Annotated in this window: 12 protein-coding genes and 1 tRNA gene; 8 read left to right on the plus strand and 5 right to left on the minus strand. The window is 40.0% G+C overall.

The features are described 5' to 3' along the window. The first annotated feature begins 17 nt into the window (after positions 1–17). The 4 genes from BFP77_RS07125 to BFP77_RS07140 all read left to right on the plus strand — a co-directional run bounded on the left by BFP77_RS07125 (position 18) and on the right by BFP77_RS07140 (position 7,413). Positions 18–5,915 (plus strand): T9SS type B sorting domain-containing protein, encoded by a 5,898-nt coding sequence (locus tag BFP77_RS07125; RefSeq protein ID WP_218963461.1) that lies wholly within the window; start codon positions 18–20, stop codon positions 5,913–5,915. Between the two features lie 18 nt (positions 5,916–5,933). Then, positions 5,934–6,878, plus strand: coding sequence for a PorP/SprF family type IX secretion system membrane protein (locus BFP77_RS07130; RefSeq protein WP_099573350.1), 945 nt, complete (start codon positions 5,934–5,936; stop codon positions 6,876–6,878). A 46-nt stretch (positions 6,879–6,924) separates the two neighbouring features. Next, positions 6,925–7,284, plus strand: a complete 360-nt coding sequence (folB, locus tag BFP77_RS07135) for a dihydroneopterin aldolase (RefSeq protein ID WP_099573351.1) — start codon at positions 6,925–6,927, stop codon at positions 7,282–7,284. A gap of 55 nt (positions 7,285–7,339) precedes the next feature. Beyond that, a tRNA-Cys gene (locus tag BFP77_RS07140) sits at positions 7,340–7,413 on the plus strand. Positions 7,414–7,621: 208 nt separating this feature from the next. Here BFP77_RS07140 and BFP77_RS07145 read toward each other — a convergent pair. After that, a complete protein-coding gene (locus BFP77_RS07145; RefSeq protein WP_099573352.1) occupies positions 7,622–8,017 on the minus strand; it encodes a DoxX family protein in 396 nt (131 codons plus the stop codon). Positions 8,018–8,025: 8 nt separating this feature from the next. Then, on the minus strand, positions 8,026–9,177 hold the full coding sequence (gene holB / locus BFP77_RS07150; protein WP_099573500.1) for a DNA polymerase III subunit delta': 1,152 nt from the start codon (positions 9,175–9,177) through the stop codon (positions 8,026–8,028). 126 nt (positions 9,178–9,303) lie between these two features. Between holB and BFP77_RS07155 the strand changes: the two genes are divergently transcribed. The 3 genes from BFP77_RS07155 (at position 9,304) to BFP77_RS07165 (ending at position 13,257) form a co-directional block, all read left to right on the plus strand. Beyond that, on the plus strand, positions 9,304–10,494 hold the full coding sequence (locus tag BFP77_RS07155; protein ID WP_099573353.1) for a phosphoglycerate kinase: 1,191 nt from the start codon (positions 9,304–9,306) through the stop codon (positions 10,492–10,494). 119 nt (positions 10,495–10,613) lie between these two features. After that, positions 10,614–12,254, plus strand: a complete 1,641-nt coding sequence (locus tag BFP77_RS07160) for a LysM peptidoglycan-binding domain-containing protein (protein WP_257212900.1) — start codon at positions 10,614–10,616, stop codon at positions 12,252–12,254. 13 nt (positions 12,255–12,267) lie between these two features. After that, positions 12,268–13,257: a DUF4837 family protein gene (locus BFP77_RS07165; protein ID WP_099573355.1), complete on the plus strand. Its 990-nt coding sequence runs from the start codon at positions 12,268–12,270 to the stop codon at positions 13,255–13,257. A 68-nt stretch (positions 13,258–13,325) separates the two neighbouring features. Here the strand turns inward: BFP77_RS07165 and BFP77_RS16960 are convergent, their stop codons facing one another. The 3 genes from BFP77_RS16960 to BFP77_RS07175 all read right to left on the minus strand — a co-directional run bounded on the left by BFP77_RS16960 (position 13,326) and on the right by BFP77_RS07175 (position 16,830). Further along, complete coding sequence (locus BFP77_RS16960; protein WP_180272326.1) at positions 13,326–13,502, minus strand: DUF6747 family protein; 177 nt, start codon at positions 13,500–13,502, stop codon at positions 13,326–13,328. A 342-nt stretch (positions 13,503–13,844) separates the two neighbouring features. Continuing rightward, positions 13,845–16,304, minus strand: coding sequence for an OmpA family protein (locus BFP77_RS07170; RefSeq protein WP_099573501.1), 2,460 nt, complete (start codon positions 16,302–16,304; stop codon positions 13,845–13,847). 340 nt (positions 16,305–16,644) lie between these two features. Beyond that, on the minus strand, positions 16,645–16,830 hold the full coding sequence (locus BFP77_RS07175; RefSeq protein WP_099573356.1) for a twin-arginine translocase TatA/TatE family subunit: 186 nt from the start codon (positions 16,828–16,830) through the stop codon (positions 16,645–16,647). A gap of 200 nt (positions 16,831–17,030) precedes the next feature. Here BFP77_RS07175 and BFP77_RS07180 point away from each other — a divergent pair, with 200 nt between their 5' ends. Then, positions 17,031–17,900, plus strand: a complete 870-nt coding sequence (locus tag BFP77_RS07180) for a M23 family metallopeptidase (RefSeq protein ID WP_099573357.1) — start codon at positions 17,031–17,033, stop codon at positions 17,898–17,900. Position 17,901 lies beyond the last annotated feature (1 nt).

Below are 17,901 nucleotides of genomic sequence, written 5' to 3' on the forward strand. Positions count from 1 at the left end.
CACCGTTCAATGTGCTTGTGGAAATTGCCGATCAATATAATTGTCCGGTGACCACGCTACCTTCTCATACCGTGTCCATGGATATTTCACAAAGTCCTACGATTACTGGCGTAACAACGACAAATTGTGCAACACCCTTTGGAATTACCGTGAACGCAAGCGGTGGCAGTGCACCATATCTGTATTCCATCGATGGGGGAACAACATATGTTGACAATGGAGGTATATTCAATAATGTCGCGGTAGGCTCCTACACTATTTCAATTATTGACACGAATGGTTGTACTGCTACGGATACAGCGGAAATATATCCTGTTCTACAAGCAAGTGCAACAAACACAAAATTATTGGATTGTTCTGTAGTAACAGTGCCAAACCCCTATGGTCCGGATGCTGTAATCACCATTGAAGCTACAGATGGTTCCGGTTCTTATGACTATGAGATTACCGGACCTGAAAACGAAACGAGAACAACCCTGACCTCACCGGAAGAATGGACAACGTCTACACCGGGAACGTATACGGTATTGGTGTATGACAACAATAGACCATCATGTCCTGCGAGAACCTTTACCGTTGAAGTCCCAACGAGATTAGAGCCTGTAGTTGATACTATCGATACCACAGATGTAATCTGTAATGGAGATACCGATGGTACAATTACTATTTCTGCTGTTGATAATGCTATTGGGCCATATACTTTTGAGATTACTGACAGAGATGGTAGTAGTGTAAATATTACCCCATCAAGCACAACGAATACCAGCGCAACCTTTACGGGTCTTGCACCTACAACTGGAGCGGGATATATCGTAACCATTACGGCATCTTCTTCCAATAACTGTCCAACGAACAGTGTGGCAATACCTATTGGCGAACCAAATGCCATAGCGGTTACCATGAACATACCTGTAGAGTTCGTTTGTACTACCGGAAATAACGAGAACAATGCAAGTATTTCTGTTCAAAGTGCAACCGGAGGTTCCAATACATTCGTACGTTACCAATTCTTCAACAACTTGGATTTGGTGACACCTGTTCAAGATGGCACTAACGATTCCTATATCGAAACCAATGTTCTTGGCGGAGATTACACCATTATTGTTTTTGACGACAAGGGTTGTCAAGGGACGGCGTCGGCCAGTATCGCTCCATTCGATGAATTATTGCCGGCTACTATTACAGTAGACCAAACCATATCATGTATTGCAGGAGAGAATATTACCATAAACGCTTTTGGGTCGCTTACGGACTCAAGCACACCGGCAGGCTTGGCAAATTACGAATTTAGACAACTGCCAAGTGGTGTATTCGGAGCATCGAACACCTTTACGAATTTAAGTACGGGAACGCATAATTTTGAAGTGAGAAACGTAAATACCAACTGTATAGTTCCAGTTTCACATACGGTAGGTGAACCCAATAATTTTGAAATAACGTCTACAGTTGTTGATGTTGTTTGTGATGGAACAGATGGCTCGGTGAGTTTTACCATCAACGACCCAATTAACCCATATACCGGAGGATTCTCTTGGCAGATATATAATTCTCAAGGAACCGTTTCCTTAGGAGATGATGTTCTTATAGGCGGTGCCAATGGAGTATCTGCCAATGTTGGCCCTACAACACCTTTTGCTTTAGGAGAGGGTGAATATAGGGTAGATATTGTCCAAGACAGCAACCCCAATTGTACTACAACAGATTTCTTCGCTATTGCTGGTCCTAATGGTCCTATAACAGGAAATACGCAAGTAGAACCTATTACTTGTGCCTTTAATGACGGCGTAATTGAAATTATCGATGCACAAGGAGGCTGGGGAACGTACACCTATTTTATTGCCTTAGCTACAGACCCATCACCGACAGTAGGAAGCTTTGTGAACAACCCAAGATTTACAGGTCTTGCAGGTTCAGCTACGCCCGGAACGGATTATCAGGTCTGGATTAAGGATCAGAACGATTGTATGCAACGATTAACCGATGTAATACTAATAAACCCTGAGCCTATCTCCGCCAACTTACAGGTTAACCAAGGAAACTGTACGGATTTCTCTGGAGAGATCGAGGTAGTAGGAGTTACAGGAGGTCAGGGAAGTAATTACACGTACCAATTACTACAAAATGGAAGTTTATTTGGAGCGCCACAGGCGACCACAACTTTTACTGGATTAGGTGCTGGGTCTTATGAGGTACAGATAACCGACCAACTTACTTGTGCCGCGACAACATCGGCTGCGATTTTATACGAAGTTATTTCTCCAAGGGCCGATATTGATAAAACAATCGATTGTAATTCTGGTGGAGAAATTACGATAACGCAGACCGGAGGCTCTGGAACCTTTAATTATACGGTTACTTTCCCCGATGCTTCTACACCACAACCCGCAGTTTTAGGAAGTGCAACGGCGACGTTCACAAACCTGACTATGGTAGGGGATTATGTATTTACGATTACCGATACAGCAACTGGCCATACCTGTAGTAGCACAATAACGCAGCGATTGGAACCCGCTGTTGTACCGAACATTGTTATTGATGACTTTACAGATGTGACGTGTAACGGAGCTGACGATGGTACGATTAGCGTCAACGCTAATCCTGATAATGGAATAGGACCTTACACGTTTACTATTATAGCTGGCCCGGGCAGTAGCGCTACGTTACCGATAAACGCTTCAAGTAATACGGATGCAACAGCGGTTTTCACTGGTTTGGAAGGCTCCATTGCGGGTATTACCTACACGATAAGAGTAGAATCTCCAAACGGATGTAGCAGAGACATTACACAGACCATTACACAACCGAACGTAGTTTCTAGCTTTACGGCAAACACACAGCAATTTGCATGTACCGTGGGTAATAATGCAAACACGGCAAGTATCTCTGTGGACACTTCAACACTGTCGGGAGGCTCGAACAATTTCGTGAGGTATAGATTTGTAAATACAACTACGGCAACCGTGGTTCAGGATGGTCCAAATGCTGTTTATGTAGAAACTAATTATGCGGGAGGCGATTATGAAATAACAGCTTTTGATGACAATGGATGTGCTAGCCCAGCAGTTAACGCAACTGTAGATCAGTTTGTTGAGATTAATGATCCGGTAATCACGGATATAGCTCCTGTTACTTGTAATCCAGGTAATGACGCTCAAATCCAGGTAAATCTTACGATTAACCCGGCCTTGGCGACACCAAACCTAAACTTTGTGATTAATGGTATCAACGTGACATACACGGACAGCAATAACACGGGTCTCTTCACAGGACTAGGGGCCGGCAATTATAGCATAAGTATTACCAATTTGGACACAGGATGTACGATTGATACGGTACATACCATTGATGAACCATTGGAGATGCAGGTGGTTGCCACGAAACTTACGGATGAGGAATGCTTAAATAATGGTGTTGATGACGGAAGCTTCAGTGTAAATATCACAGATTACGTGGGGACCTATGATTATCAAGTATTCAATGCGAACAACAATCCTATTGCGGGGCAACTCGGCAGCGGAAATACGAGTACTGCATTACCTCCGATAACAGGTCTTCCAGGCAGCTCTTATTATGTGAGGATTACGCAAACCCAAGCGCCATTCTGTGTTGAAAATTCTAATGTTATTACCATTATAGCTCCAGAAGCTCCAATAAGTGCTGTAATCAGCATAGAATCTAGCGTAAGCTGTTCTAATGACCAAGGTAGCATTCTGGTGAACCCAGAGGGAGGAAACGGACCTTATATCATTACTTTGATAAATACTACGACAGGTCAAGCTCCGAACGTACAAACCAATGTTAGTGCTTTCTTGTTCACCAACCTGTCTGCAGGAGATTTTGATATAGTAGTGGAGGATACCTTTGGATGTTTATATACCGACACTGGAAATATTACCCTGATTCGTCCGGATGATATCGTTCCGACCATTTCTGCCAGCACCTTGGTATGTTATGGCGATGATACGGCTTCCATTACAGCTTCGGTCGGGGCTAGGAACGTAACACCTATCTATCAATATCAGTTAAATGTGTATCCAGATATGACCAGTACAACTGCTCAGCCAATTTCTGTTCCACAGGCATCTGCGACTTTTGACAATCTGGGCGCAGGATTCTACAGCGTTACGGTTATGGACGACAATAACTGCGCAGCAGAGTCAAATAGAATTCAAATTATTGATCCAACGGAGGTTTCCGCCCAATTGATTAGAACAAGTGCGTTAACCTGTGCCACACAGGCAGAATTGGAGTTGATAGCCACAGGTGGCACAGGCCCCTATACTTTTAGTGCGGACGGAATAACGTTCAGTGCGTTTAATGAAGTAAATGGTCCAAACACCCATGTGTTCGCTAATATTGGAGCAGGAACGTATAGTTATTATGTTCAAGACTCCTTTAATTGTGCCTCCATCGAGTCCAATGAAATCACGGAAGACCCTATTATGCCATTGATTTTGGATGTTGATAGTTCGGCGGCCGTCATTAATTGTACGGGAGAAAGTACGGCCATTATTTATGCAGATGCATCCGGTGGACTAGGAAATTACCAATACGAACTTTATACGGATGTTTCCTTAAGTACTGCTTCAAGAATTGCCGGACCTCAAATTTTTGGTGAATTTACAGGATTGTCGGCAGGTGTTTATTTTGTGAATGTGACCAGTGAAGATTGTTCAGTTTCTGCCGAGCGTGTAGAAATTATTGAACCGGCCCCTTTGAGCTACACTGAAAATATCATAAATGTTAGCTGTGCTGGGGAAGAGGATGGAAGCATTACGGTGACGCTTGCTGGCGGCGCAGGAGGATATCAATATGCAATCTCACCGAACCTAAACCAATTTGATAGTGAAAATACGTTTACGGACTTAGCACCGGGAGACTACACGATTATTGCACAAGATCAGAACGGATGTTTTGAACAATTACAGTACACGATTACCGAACCTACGGTACTGCAAATAGACGCCACTATACTTCCAGAGGTATGTGAAGGAAATAGCGATGGTTCAATTACATTGAATATTACAGGCGGAACAGCTCCTTATAGCACAAGTCTAAATTCTAATAGCGATGCGGACTATGTACAGGACAGAACGGTGTTCAGTGGTCTGCCAGGGGATAATTATTTGGTTTTCGTAAGGGATGCCAATGGTTGTGAGGCAAATATTGTTGTAGATATTACCCCAGGGGTTAACTTGAACGCTTCCGTTGAACCTATATACGAATGCTCTGGTGACACACCGGGCAATTACGTAAATATTACCCTAGAAGACCAAACAATAATAGGTGATGTGTTATATGCGTTAGATTCGACAGACCCCGCTGATATGCAACTCAATCCAGATTTCAGGAATTCCGCTCCAGGAATGCATTATATAGCAATAGCGCACGCCAACGGATGTGTTCAAACCTTTGATTTTGAGATAGAAAACTTTGAGCCACTTACCTTAACACTAGAGCAGAGTGGAATTAATGAGATTACGGCAACTGCAGAAGGAGGAAGAGAAGGATACACCTTCTATTTTGACGATAGGGATAATGGAGACGAAAACACCTTCATTATTAGAAGAACGGATACCTACGTTGTAACTGTGGTGGACGAGAACGGATGTGAGGCTCAAGCCAATATTTTTATGGAGTTCATAGACATAGAGATACCTAATTTCTTTACCCCTGACGGTGATGGTCAAAACGACGCTTGGTTACCAAGAAATCAAGAAGCCTTTCCACAGATACTAACCATCATTTTTGATCGTTATGGTAGGGAGGTTTACCGAATGGGCTTAAATGATGCCGGATGGGATGGTCTGTACAACCAAAGCGAACTCCCCACAGGTGATTATTGGTATGTTATAAAGCTTAACGGAGACGAGGACAACAGAGAATTTGTTGGACATTTTACCTTATACAGATAGAACTTAACCTTGAAAATTATGCGAAATAAATTATTGACCTTGGCCTTTTTAATAAGTGCCTTCGCCCTTAAAGGTCAGGAGCTGACAATCCCCCAGTTGTCTCAGTATTTGGCAGATAATCCTTTTGTGATGTCCCCAACATATGCAGGTATTGGCGACCATGTAAAAATTCGTGTCAACGGATTAACGCAATGGGTTGGCATTAAAGATGCGCCGGACACACAGTCTTTGGCGGCCGATATGCGTGTTGGAGAAAAATCAGGGATAGGCGCTTTACTGTACAATGATAGTAATGGAGAAACCAAGCAAAGGGGAGCACGAGTTTCATTTGCACATCACTTAACGTTGGACAGGTATGATGATGAATTTCTATCCTTTGGTATCTCCTACAATTTTAACCAGTTTAGAATAGATATTGAGAATTTTGATGCCTTGGACCCTAGTGTTACAGATGATAGAGCTACTACCAACCATAATTTTGACGTAGGTCTTTTGTATAGGTATGATAAGTTTTACATCAGCGCGAACGCATCAAATTTAATAGATAAGGATTTGACCAAGTTCAACCCTATTTTTGAGCCCAATAGATTACGTAATTATTACCTCTACACGGGATATAGGTATAGTAAGAGCAAGAACAGCAATCTGGAAATAGAACCATCGGTATTTTTTCAACTTTTTGAGAGTGATGGCCGTTCGGTAACCGATTTGAACGTAAAGTTCAGATGGTACGATTTTGAAGATTACTACTATGCCGGTGTAACCTATCGTTTTCTTAATGACCAGATTGGTGACCCTTTATACATCGCCCCTATCGCAGGATTAAAGAAGAGTAATTTTTATTTTGGGTATTCTTATCAGATTATTCTTAACGAATTACTTGGCTATAGCACGGGTACTCACGTGGTAACATTAGGGGTAGATCTCTTCCAAGGAATTAGTAATTGTAGGTGTACGTATTAGGAAATTGTTTCTTTTATCATAAGTTTACGGCTTATAACATCAACAAATGGGAACAGTCCTTGTAGAAAACATAAGAGTTTACGCCTATCACGGTTGCCTACCTCAAGAAACGCGGTTAGGAAGCGATTATCTAGTGAATATCTCAGTGAAAGCGGACTTGTCCAAAGCCGCTGCTACGGATAGTCTGGAAGATACCGTGGATTATGTTCATATAAACCATATCGTAAAAGAGGAAATGGCCATAGCTTCTAAACTTTTAGAACATGTTGCTCAAAGAATTAATGAACGCATATTTAAAGAGTTACCAGCAGTTGAAACCTCAAAAGTAGCGGTCTCCAAAGTAAACCCTCCTATAAACGGTGATGTTGAAAAAGTTACTGTAACTTTAAAATCAAAAAGATCGTGATTATATATTTTTGAAACCTTGTAATAAGGTACTACCTTTGCAGTCCATAAATCATGGCATCGTGGCCGAGTGGCTAGGCACAGCTCTGCAAAAGCTTGTACAGCGGTTCGAATCCGCTCGATGCCTCCAAGACCTTCCTTTTCGGAAGGTCTTTTATTTTGGGGCGTTTCGGTACAGCGGTTCCCCCTTGCGTTTGGGGTGCTCGACGCCTCCAAGATCTTCTTTTTTCGGAGGGTTTACTTTTTACTCGATAATCGAGATTGATAATGTTCCAACCTTAGCTTCAAAGAAATGTTTGCTTTCCTTCTAATGCCTCATGGGTTTGTTCCGAGGTCCTTTACTGTAACAGGAAGACCAAGAATATAGCGGGAATAAAATAGACGGCTATGGTTCTGGCGCCTTCATAGTCTTTAGCTATTCTTTGTCCGAAAAGAAGCATTAAGAGCGCAAGACAGGATAATATTGCCCCATAAAGCGCCATGACGGTGTTGCCCGTAGTAGCCATTTGTACCAGACCAATGAAACAAAGAATCCCTGCGACCATTTCGGTAAGCAACACGGTACCAAGAAGTAGGGGGACCATATTTTTTAATGGAGTCTTTGAGAAATGACCCTTGAGCCAACCAAGATTTCCATTCCAGTCTATAATTTTATCGATGCCGCTTTGTAAAAAAGTAACGATCAAGAATACTAACAGTAAAATTTCAGCAGGATATTCCAAAAGTGATTTCATATTTCCAGTCAGTTTGGTTTTTTGTGTAATAGTCGCGTAAGTTTTATGGACAGATCTGTAAAAACTATTTTGGCATTGCCATTTCTTTCAATATGATAAATGGCTTTTTCAAGCTCCTCGGTTATGATAAGGATATTGTTCTCATGAACAAAAGGCGCGAATTTTTTTAATTGAAAACCAGCATCGTGAATTTTCATGTACGCGAGTTCTTCTGCCCCGTAGTTGATGAGCATTGCTTGGCGCATTACCGTAATACAATAGTGTAGAAATTTTTTTTGTACTTCTCTTCCAGTTTTTGCAAGTTCTTCACTCCAAAGAATGAGCTCATGTATAGCGCCTTTATTGCCTTTTGCCTTAAATGCAGTACGCACCCATTGAATAAACCATTTCTCGAATACCAAATCCTCCGAATCTTCATTCAGCAAATCAACGGCCTTGTTAAAGTTTCCATTGGCCTCGTGTGCAATGCGGATAGCTTCTTGCTTGTTCGCTCCTTTTTCAATTAGAGCTTTTGTAATGGCATCCTCTGACAAGGGTGGAAAGTGTAGTACTTGGCATCTTGACCTTATTGTCTGTATTATTTGTTCCTCGTCTTCACAAAGCAGCAGAAATACCGTTTTTTCAGGAGGTTCTTCAATAAGTTTTAAGAGTTTGTTGGCCGCAGCGTTGTTCATGCGTTCTGCCATCCATATTAACATCACCTTATAACCGCCTTCATAAGACTTTAGGGATAATTTTTTTACAACGTCCAGCGCTTCATCCACCCCAATTTGCCCTTGCTTCTTTTCAATATCTATTAGACGGTACCAGTCAAAAAGATTACCATAAGGTTGTTCGCTTATAAACTGTCTCCATTCCTGCATGTAATGATTGCTCACTGCATGGCTTTTTATTTTGTCTGAATTAGCGACCGGAAAAGCAAAATGGACATCAGGGTGGGCAAGGGAATCGAACTTTAAATTGCAGTTCACTGAACCTTCCGAGTTTTCACCATTTTTATTTCCACAGACGACATACTGGGTGTAGGCCAATGCCATGGGCAGGGTGCCACAGCCTTCTGGACCAACGAATAATTGTGCATGCGGTATTCTTCCCGCGTCTGCACTTTGCGCCAAGTGATTCTTTATATGGGATAACCCTAAAATATCTTTGAACAACATAAAGTCAAATATAGTCGTTTTTTGACCCATAAAGGAATTACATTTTTGCTCAAATAATCTTGTGCGGTACTTTATCTCATCCCTAATTAATCTTTACATTTGTGACTTACTAAAAGTAGAAATTTCATGAAACTATTGGACGATTATAATTTTGAAAATAAAAAAGCACTTATCCGAGTTGATTTTAATGTTCCATTAAACGAGGACTTTGAAGTAGCGGACGCCAACCGAATCGAGGCGGCTAAACCAACAATTATAAAAGTTTTGGAAGACGGCGGTAGCGCTGTACTTATGAGCCATTTGGGCAGACCAAAAGGGGCGCGCAACCCGGACATGTCTTTAAAGCACATTTGCGCTAAGGTTTCGGATATTATCGGTATTGCCGTGAAATTCGTGGAGGACTGTGTGGGCGATGAAGCCGAAAAAGCGGTTCAAGAATTACAGGACGGCGAAGTACTTTTATTAGAAAACCTTAGATATCATTCAGAAGAGGAAAATGGAGATGAGGCTTTTGCCGAAAAGCTCTCAAAACTGGGCGACATATACGTAAACGATGCTTTTGGCACGGCACACAGGGCACATGCATCAACCACTATAGTGGCTAAATATTTTGAGGGAGCTAAGTGCTTTGGTTATTTGCTGGCCAAAGAAATAGACGCCATTGAAAAGGTGATGCAGACAGGGGAAAAACCTGTCCTTGCCATCCTAGGAGGTGCAAAGGTATCCTCTAAGATTACCATTATCGAAAATATTCTTGATAAGGTAGACGATTTAATTATTGGTGGTGGTATGACCTATACCTTCATTAAGGCCCAAGGAGGCGAGGTGGGAGATTCTATTTGCGAGGATGATAAGATGGACCTGGCCATGGATATTCTAAAACAGGCAAAAGAAAAAGGAGTTAACGTTCATATTCCGGTAGATGTTTTGGCCGCAGACGATTTTAGCAACGATGCCCAGACACAGGTGGTTGATGTAGATAAAATACCAGATGGCTGGCAAGGTCTCGACGCTGGCCCAAGAACATTAGAGATTTTTAAGAATGTAATCACAAACTCCAAGACTATTCTATGGAACGGTCCGGTCGGAGTTTTTGAAATGGAAAATTTTGCCAAGGGAACTATTTCCGTAGGTAATTTTATTGACCAAGCTACACAAAATGGTGCTTTTTCCCTTGTTGGAGGAGGTGATTCCGTTGCAGCGGTAAAACAATTTGGCTTTGAGGAAAAAGTGAGTTACGTATCTACTGGCGGTGGTGCAATGTTAGAGAGCCTAGAGGGTAAAACCTTACCTGGAATAGCTGCAATATTAGCGTAGTAAGGGCTTTATCGATAAACGGAACATATCGAAATTATCTGCATTTTAAGAGATTAAATTTTATTCTCACAAAAAAATGTACGATTTTCGTTGGTTACGCTTAGAATATTACGTCCAATATGAGCAAGTTAAAATTTAATTCTTTCATCTTATTAGTAATGTTGTCTGTTGCCTTCTTTACCAATGGGCAAGAAGTAGATTCCGTTACGCAGTTCAGTAAAACAGGGAATTTAGAAAAATCAATTTCTAAAGACATGCCCGTCTTAGTTTCTGATTCCATAGTTCAAACACCAAGTTTAAGTGCCGCAAAAGCTGTTCCGGAAGGGAATCTTGTTCTTATGAAACCAAAGGATTCTACTACGTATAATTTGCGCGATATGGAACTGGCTAAAAAATTGGACAGTTTATGGATGAAGGAGCTAATGGCCAGCGCTTTACTTTTTAATGAAATTTACGATGAAGTCACTACTTTAGATACCAGTGAAGAGGTGGTATTGGATTTAAATACGGACACCTTGAAACTTCGATTAGAACAGCTAAATCAAAAAACCCCTTTTAATGTTACATATAATCCTTCATTAGAGAGTGTTATAAAATCTTTTCTTACTAGAAAACGTGGACTAATGGAAAAGATGATGACGGTAAGTCAATTCTATTTCCCCCTCTTTGAGCAAGAATTGGACAACCATAATATTCCCCTGGAAATGAAATATTTGTCCATTGTGGAATCCGCATTGAACCCTAAAGCAAGATCACGAGTGGGCGCAACGGGTCTTTGGCAGTTCATGTACGGCACAGGCCGTGAAATGAAGCTAGAAATCAATAGTTACGTAGATGAACGCAGCGACCCTATAAAATCGACAGAAGCCGCCTGTAAGTATTTGAACAGACTATATGCTATTTATGAGGATTGGGATTTGGCATTGGCAGCCTACAATTCTGGTCCTGGGAACGTTAATAAGGCTATAAGAAGGTCTGGAGGGCATAGAAATTATTGGAATATAAGAAGAAACCTTCCTAGGGAAACGGCGGGGTATGTTCCTGCTTTTTTAGCAACAATGTATATTTTCGAGTATGCTGAAGAACATGGCATTAAAGGAAAGAAAGTAGACCGGCCTTATTTTGAGACGGATACCATTCATGTTAAAAGCTTGATAACGTTCGACCAGATTTCAGAACTCACAGGGATATCCAAGGAAGAACTGAAAATATTGAATCCCTCCTATAAGTTAGATGTTATTCCTTTTAAAAAAAACAAGGAACATGCACTGCGGCTTCCGTTAGCGGAAATGGGGAAGTTTGTAGCCAATGAAGAGGCCATTTATGCCCATGTTGCTAAAGAGCTTAAAAGTAAAGAAAGTCCATTACCGCAATTGGTAAAGCAAGCGGAGGAGAACAGGATCAGATACCGAGTGCGAGATGGTGATTATCTAGGTAAAATAGCCATGAGATACGGAGTAGGGGTAAGCCAGATAAAAAGATGGAACGGTCTCAGGGGAAATGATTTAAGAATAGGGCAACGGTTGACCATATACCCAAGAAAAAGTGCGGTAACGGCAATAACACCGAAAAAGACCTCTTCTAGAACGGCTACTTCTAGTAATTCTCGCGTACACGAAGTGAGGAGTGGTGATTCGCTTTGGACCATTTCTAGAAAATATCCTGGAGTTAGTATTGACAATTTACGAGAATGGAACGGTATTAGTGGTAACAATTTAAAACCAGGCACAAAACTTAAATTGTGCAAGTGTTCATCGTAAACAGAAATACAAAATGAAAAAATTATTTTTCTTGCCCATTTTCACCTTATTGTTGTTATCCTCTTGTGAAGAAGGAGAAAAAAAGGATTACTTGCCCAATTCCATAGGCGCTTACAACACCTTAACGGTAGTTATAGACAACGAGTTATGGAATAGCGAGGTGGGGAATAGAATTCGAGAGAATTTTGCCGCTCCCGCGCTAGGCCTTACCTGGGACGAAGCTTTATTCAGCATTACCCAAATACCACCGCAAGTATTTTCTGGAGCGGTAAGAAATACAAGGGCCGTTCTTTATGTTATGGAAGACTCACTGAGCATAGCCCATATGAAAAAGAACATGTACGCTAAGCCACAAAAAGTAGGTGTAATCAAGGGTAGAACCAAGGATGAAATCATTACTAACCTCAACAAAAAGGCACCGGAATTTATCGAGGCTTTTAAAAAATTGGAATTGGATGAGGCTCAAAAGAGGTTCTTAAAATCGCTAAGTAAAGAAAAAGCCCTACAGAACAATTTTGGTGTTGAATTGAACGTACCATCAATTTATAAAGTAGGTCGTGAAGAAAAAGACTTTGTTTGGATAGACCGTCAGATTCAGAAGGGCAACATGAACCTTATTGCGTACAGTGTGCCTTGGGATACCTTTAAGAACGATTCTACATTTGTGCAAGATATCGTAAGTATGAGAGATTCCATTGGGAGACTGTTCATACCTGGCGAAGACATTCCTGGAAAGGAAAATTATATGATAACGGAGAAGGCCTTTTCGCCCTATGTTTTCCCTGTAGAAATAGCTGGCAGAAAAGCAGCTGAGGTCAGAGGTATTTGGGAGATGTCCGGATATCCAATGGCAGGCCCTTTCTTAACCTATATCATTAATGATAAACCGAACAACAGAAAATTAGTGCTGGAAGGTTTTACATTTGCTCCTGCAACGGAGAAGAGAGATTATATGTTTGAACTGGAAGCCATTATGAAAACGGTGCGTTTTACAGAAAAGTAGCATATCTCTTATATAAAAAACGCCAGTGAAATCTCATTGGCGTTTTTTGTTCTTATTTGTTTTAACTTTTATAGGTTACTGAAGGAAAATCCGGTAGACACCCTAAAGACAAAAGCATAAATGGTTAGTGCTAAAAGTGCAAAACACAGCCAAGAAAAAACTTTGAAATAATTTTCTAGGATGTAACTCTTCCAATTTTTAAAAGCCTCAAGATATATTTCTTTTACGAGTATAATTTTTTCCATACCTGAACATTTATAGGTTTCTAGGCTATAAATATCCGATATGTCTTTTGCAATAGCGAATAGACTAGACCAATGGATTATAAAAACTATGAAAGGGAAAAGCGTATTCTAAATAACCTACAAGTGGTTGAATTATAGGTTTAACGGTGTTTTTATGGAATATTACAATATACTCAAGTATGTAATAATCTCATTGAGAGTCTAAAGGACATAAGTGGAAATTGATAAGCTTTATTGGATAATCGAGTTCAGAAATGCTCTTAGATAATTTACAAATTGAAACAAAAGCAAAAAGCCATGGATGTGAACCCATGGCTTTTTGCTAGTTTATATTGGTACTATTTACATTTCTACGATTATAAATTCTGACCTACGGTTTAAGTAGTGGTTCTGTTCAGTACAGGCTACGCTTCCATCACAGCCATTTAAGAGTCTTTCCTCTCCATAACCAGTAGCACTTTGTATACGCTCTGGCGCAATTCCCTTAGAAATAATATAGTCTCTTGTAGATTCGGCTCTTTTACCGGACAGGTATTTGTTATAAACCGCACTACCTCTGGAATCTGTATGGGATTCTACCTTTATGACCATATCAGGATATTCGTTCATTACTTCTACTAACTTATCAAGTTCATTAGCGGCATCAGGCCTTATGTAAGACTTATCAAAATTAAAGTGAATCATTTCTGTCTTAAGCTTGCGTATACCATTCTCAACAGTTATTATTTCTTGAAGCTTTCTCAGCTTAACTTCTACATTTACCGTTGTATTATCCTCTGTAGCGGTTTCCCTTTCATCTTCAAAATAAGTGTCACCACCTGTAGTTCTTAAAGTATACCTCGTGTTAGAATCTAAATCCTCGAATATGAAACTGCCATCCTCCGCGGTTTCTACCTCCTTGAGCTTAATATTGTTTTCATCCAGTAATTCTACCATGGCCTTAGGCATTAAATCACCTGTAATGAGCTCTGTAACAACCCCGGCAATAGCGTTTTTGTTCTCAGGAATTTCCTCTAAAATAAGTCGTTTAAAGGAATAGATGTCATCATCTCCCTTTCCACCATCTCTATTGGAGGCGAAATAGCCTTTTTGAGTCTCCTCATCTTCTATATAGGAGAAATCGTCTTTATTGCTATTTATAGGTTTCCCAAGATTTTGTACTTCGGTAAATCCTTTTTCGGCATCAAAAGAAGCTTCAAAAACGTCTAGTCCTCCCAAACCTATATGTCCGTCCGATGAGAAATAGAATTTTTTATTATTAATAAAAGGGAACATTTCTTTTTGCTCCGTATTAATTTCTGGACCTAAATTCCGTGGTTTTGAAAACGAGCCATCTTCATTAATATCAACGACAAAAATATCTGTTTCCCCAAGAGATCCAGGCATATCGGATACAAAATACATTTTCTTGCCATCCGAGCTTATAGCGGGGTGCCCAGTAGAATAGGCGTCACTATTAAAGGAAACTTCCGTTGCCTCTAACCATTCACCGTCAACCTTTTTAGAACGATAAATTTTAAGGTGGTTGATACCTTTCTTATCTCGCTTTAGCTTCTTTCCGTAATTGTTACGCGTAAAATACATAGTCTCATTGTCTGGAGAAAAAGCTACGGAAGCTTCATGATATTTGGTATTGACTTTCTTTGAGAATTTAACGGCGTTCTTCAACTCTTGAGATTCTTCATTGAGCTTAGAAACGTAGAGGTCCAAATAGGGCTGATTATTCCATTTATACCGTCTGGTATTAAAAACGGAGGAGTCAATAGCAGAAGCAAAAACGACATCTTCGCCAAAAAACATAGGAGAAAATTCTGAGTTTTCCGAGTTGATTTTTAGATTTTTGATATCAAATTTCTTCTCGGTATTCAGAATATTGTCAAGTTCTATTTCTCTTTGTTGGTTAAAGGCGCTAGCCAGCTCGCTTGAAGCTTTTAATCTTTTATTATAGAGGCGCATCAATTTCTTTGATCTTGCGTAATTACCCGTTCCTTTTAGCGAATGAGCGTATTTAAAGATATTATCCGCGGACATCTCATCACTGTAGTTCTCATATAGTATATTGTACCATTTGTAAGCCTGCTCCATGTTCGTGTTGAAATAGTGCGCATCTCCGGCTTTTTGTAATACTTGGTATCCATAATTGTCTTGACTTTTATTCAAAGCCATTTCATATAATTTTGCCGCTTCAGCGTACCACATTTTGTTGAAATATTCATCGGCACGCTTAACAAGCTTATCCTTATTGGCTGATTTTTCGGAAACTTCTTTTTCCAAAATTATATTTTCAGTAGTTTCAGTACTCATTGCGTTCTCCAAGACTGGCTTAATGGAACTGTTATTAACGGCCAATGCCCGGTTTGGCTCACTATTATCTATTTTAAGAATCCAGACATTGTCTTTGTAAGTATTATCGAATTTTGAATTAATGTCTTCAATTGCCGGTTGCCAAGCGGCGTAACTCTTAAGGTAACAGTAATAAAGACCCTTGTCTTGAATAAAGATATAACCTGGCTCAAACCCTTTTCTTTTATGTTTTTTTATAGCTCTTTTTAAATTCTTATCAGAACTAAGCACCATGGATATCACATAATATCCATCGGTAGCGTCCTTTAAATTGGAAAATGTGCGCTGCGGAATGTCGTTGGTGTCGGCAGCCCGCAGAAATGAATCCTCATCTTGTGCTGATTGGCTGGTATCTTCGGTAAAATTATAGTCTATTGTACTGGGAGATTCTTCCTGTACGGATAAATCGCTAAGACCTTGTCCGTTGATGACCAAAGTGAACGCCACAAAGAGAAGCATTAAAATATTTTTTATAGGGGTATACATCATCGTCATGTTTAGAAGTACATTAAAAGTTGCCTTTATTATGGAACACATGCCAGTTATTGGCCGTATCCAAAAACCGAAAATACAAGTTAGGCTCCAACAGATTTATTTTTTGTTGTGAAAGAGCTGGTTTTTGTCGTGTAAACAGCAATATTGTTTACTTTAGGAAAAGGGCACGCGTTAAAACGTAGTGTTATACAGCAGATATTTGGTAATTATTGATGGGTGAGTAAATAGATAATGATAAAGAAAGAAGGAAATAAAAAAAGCGCCAGTTTAACTGGCGCATGATAAATTTAAATTGGGAGAAGGACTACTCTTTCTTGGGTTCTTCTAAATTTTCATCTTCTTTTGAGGCATCTTTGAATTCTTTGATACCACTTCCTAAACCGCGCATTAATTCGGGGATTTTCTTTCCCCCAAACAACAAGAGTACTACGAGAACAATAATTGCTATTTGCCATGGACCAAAAGCCAAAATTATATTAGAAAATGTCATATCAATATTTTTAATAAGAGTGACAAAGGTACTAAAAACTAAAATAGCTTGCTAAGATATTAACGTATCCTCCCATGTATTAATTGTCCGCAAGAGTTTTTGTGTCTTTATTTTTTGATTTTAAGGCGATTACAAAGACAGGTATAGATTTTTGCTGACGGATCAATGCTATTTACCTTGGTAAGTTTATCTTTGTTGTAATGGCTAAAAAAGTAAAAAAGAGAAAGGAAATTAAGCGAAAACTACTTCATAAGTATCGCTTGGTTATTCTTAATGAAAATACTTTTGAGGAAAAGATATCCTTCAAACTAAGCCGGCTCAACGTTTTTGTTACCGGTTCTCTTTTTATGATAGGTCTTATAGGTTTCACCATCTTATTAATAGCATTTACCCCGCTAAGGGAGTATATCCCTGGCTATTCTTCCACTAAACTTAAGAAGCAGGCCACCGAACTTACCTATAAAACAGACTCTTTAGTACGAATTTTGAATTATACCAATAAGTATTTAGATAATATTAGAATGGTATTGAAGGGCGACATCGAAAATAATGAAATTAACAGGGATTCCTTATTCGATCAATTTAAAATAGATCCAACATCCATTGATTTGACACCTACCAAAGAAGATTCGCTCCTAAGGGCTGAAGTAGCTTTGGAGGATAAATACAATCTATTTGAACGCACTACCGCAAAAAGCAATCTCGTGTTATTTCCGCCGATCACCGGCACTGTTACCATGAATTTTGATGCCGAAAAAAAACACTATGCCGTAGATATTGTTGCTCCTATAGACACGCCAGTAAAGGCTGTTGCTAATGGGACGGTGATTTTTGCGGAATGGACCGCAGATACAGGTTATGTAATTATCCTGGAACATAAAGGCGGTCTTTTAAGTGTGTATAAACATAATGGATCATTAGATAAGTTTCAAGGCGCAATAGTCCGCTCTGGTGAAGTTATAGCCTCTGTGGGTAATACGGGTGAACTGACAACCGGGCCCCATTTACATTTTGAACTATGGGATAACGGCAACCCCGTTAATCCGTCAGATTTTATAGATTTTAACTAAA

The sequence above is a fragment of the Maribacter sp. 4U21 genome, from assembly GCF_002742365.1.
GTDB lineage: Bacteria > Bacteroidota > Bacteroidia > Flavobacteriales > Flavobacteriaceae > Maribacter.

Excerpts from the sequence above, each read along its gene's own strand:
- BFP77_RS07130 (WP_099573350.1), top strand. The coding sequence starts at position 5,934 with ATGCGAAATAAATTATTGACCTTGGCCTTTTTAATAAGTGCCTTCGCC.
- folB (WP_099573351.1), top strand. The coding sequence starts at position 6,925 with ATGGGAACAGTCCTTGTAGAAAACATAAGAGTTTACGCCTATCACGGT.
- BFP77_RS07145 (WP_099573352.1), bottom strand. The coding sequence starts at position 8,017 with ATGAAATCACTTTTGGAATATCCTGCTGAAATTTTACTGTTAGTATTC.
- holB (WP_099573500.1), bottom strand. The coding sequence starts at position 9,177 with ATGTTGTTCAAAGATATTTTAGGGTTATCCCATATAAAGAATCACTTG.
- BFP77_RS07155 (WP_099573353.1), top strand. The coding sequence starts at position 9,304 with ATGAAACTATTGGACGATTATAATTTTGAAAATAAAAAAGCACTTATC.
- BFP77_RS07160 (WP_257212900.1), top strand. The coding sequence starts at position 10,614 with ATGAGCAAGTTAAAATTTAATTCTTTCATCTTATTAGTAATGTTGTCT.
- BFP77_RS07165 (WP_099573355.1), top strand. The coding sequence starts at position 12,268 with ATGAAAAAATTATTTTTCTTGCCCATTTTCACCTTATTGTTGTTATCC.
- BFP77_RS16960 (WP_180272326.1), bottom strand. The coding sequence starts at position 13,502 with ATGGAAAAAATTATACTCGTAAAAGAAATATATCTTGAGGCTTTTAAA.
- BFP77_RS07170 (WP_099573501.1), bottom strand. The coding sequence starts at position 16,304 with ATGCTTCTCTTTGTGGCGTTCACTTTGGTCATCAACGGACAAGGTCTT.
- BFP77_RS07175 (WP_099573356.1), bottom strand. The coding sequence starts at position 16,830 with ATGACATTTTCTAATATAATTTTGGCTTTTGGTCCATGGCAAATAGCA.
- BFP77_RS07180 (WP_099573357.1), top strand. The coding sequence starts at position 17,031 with ATGGCTAAAAAAGTAAAAAAGAGAAAGGAAATTAAGCGAAAACTACTT.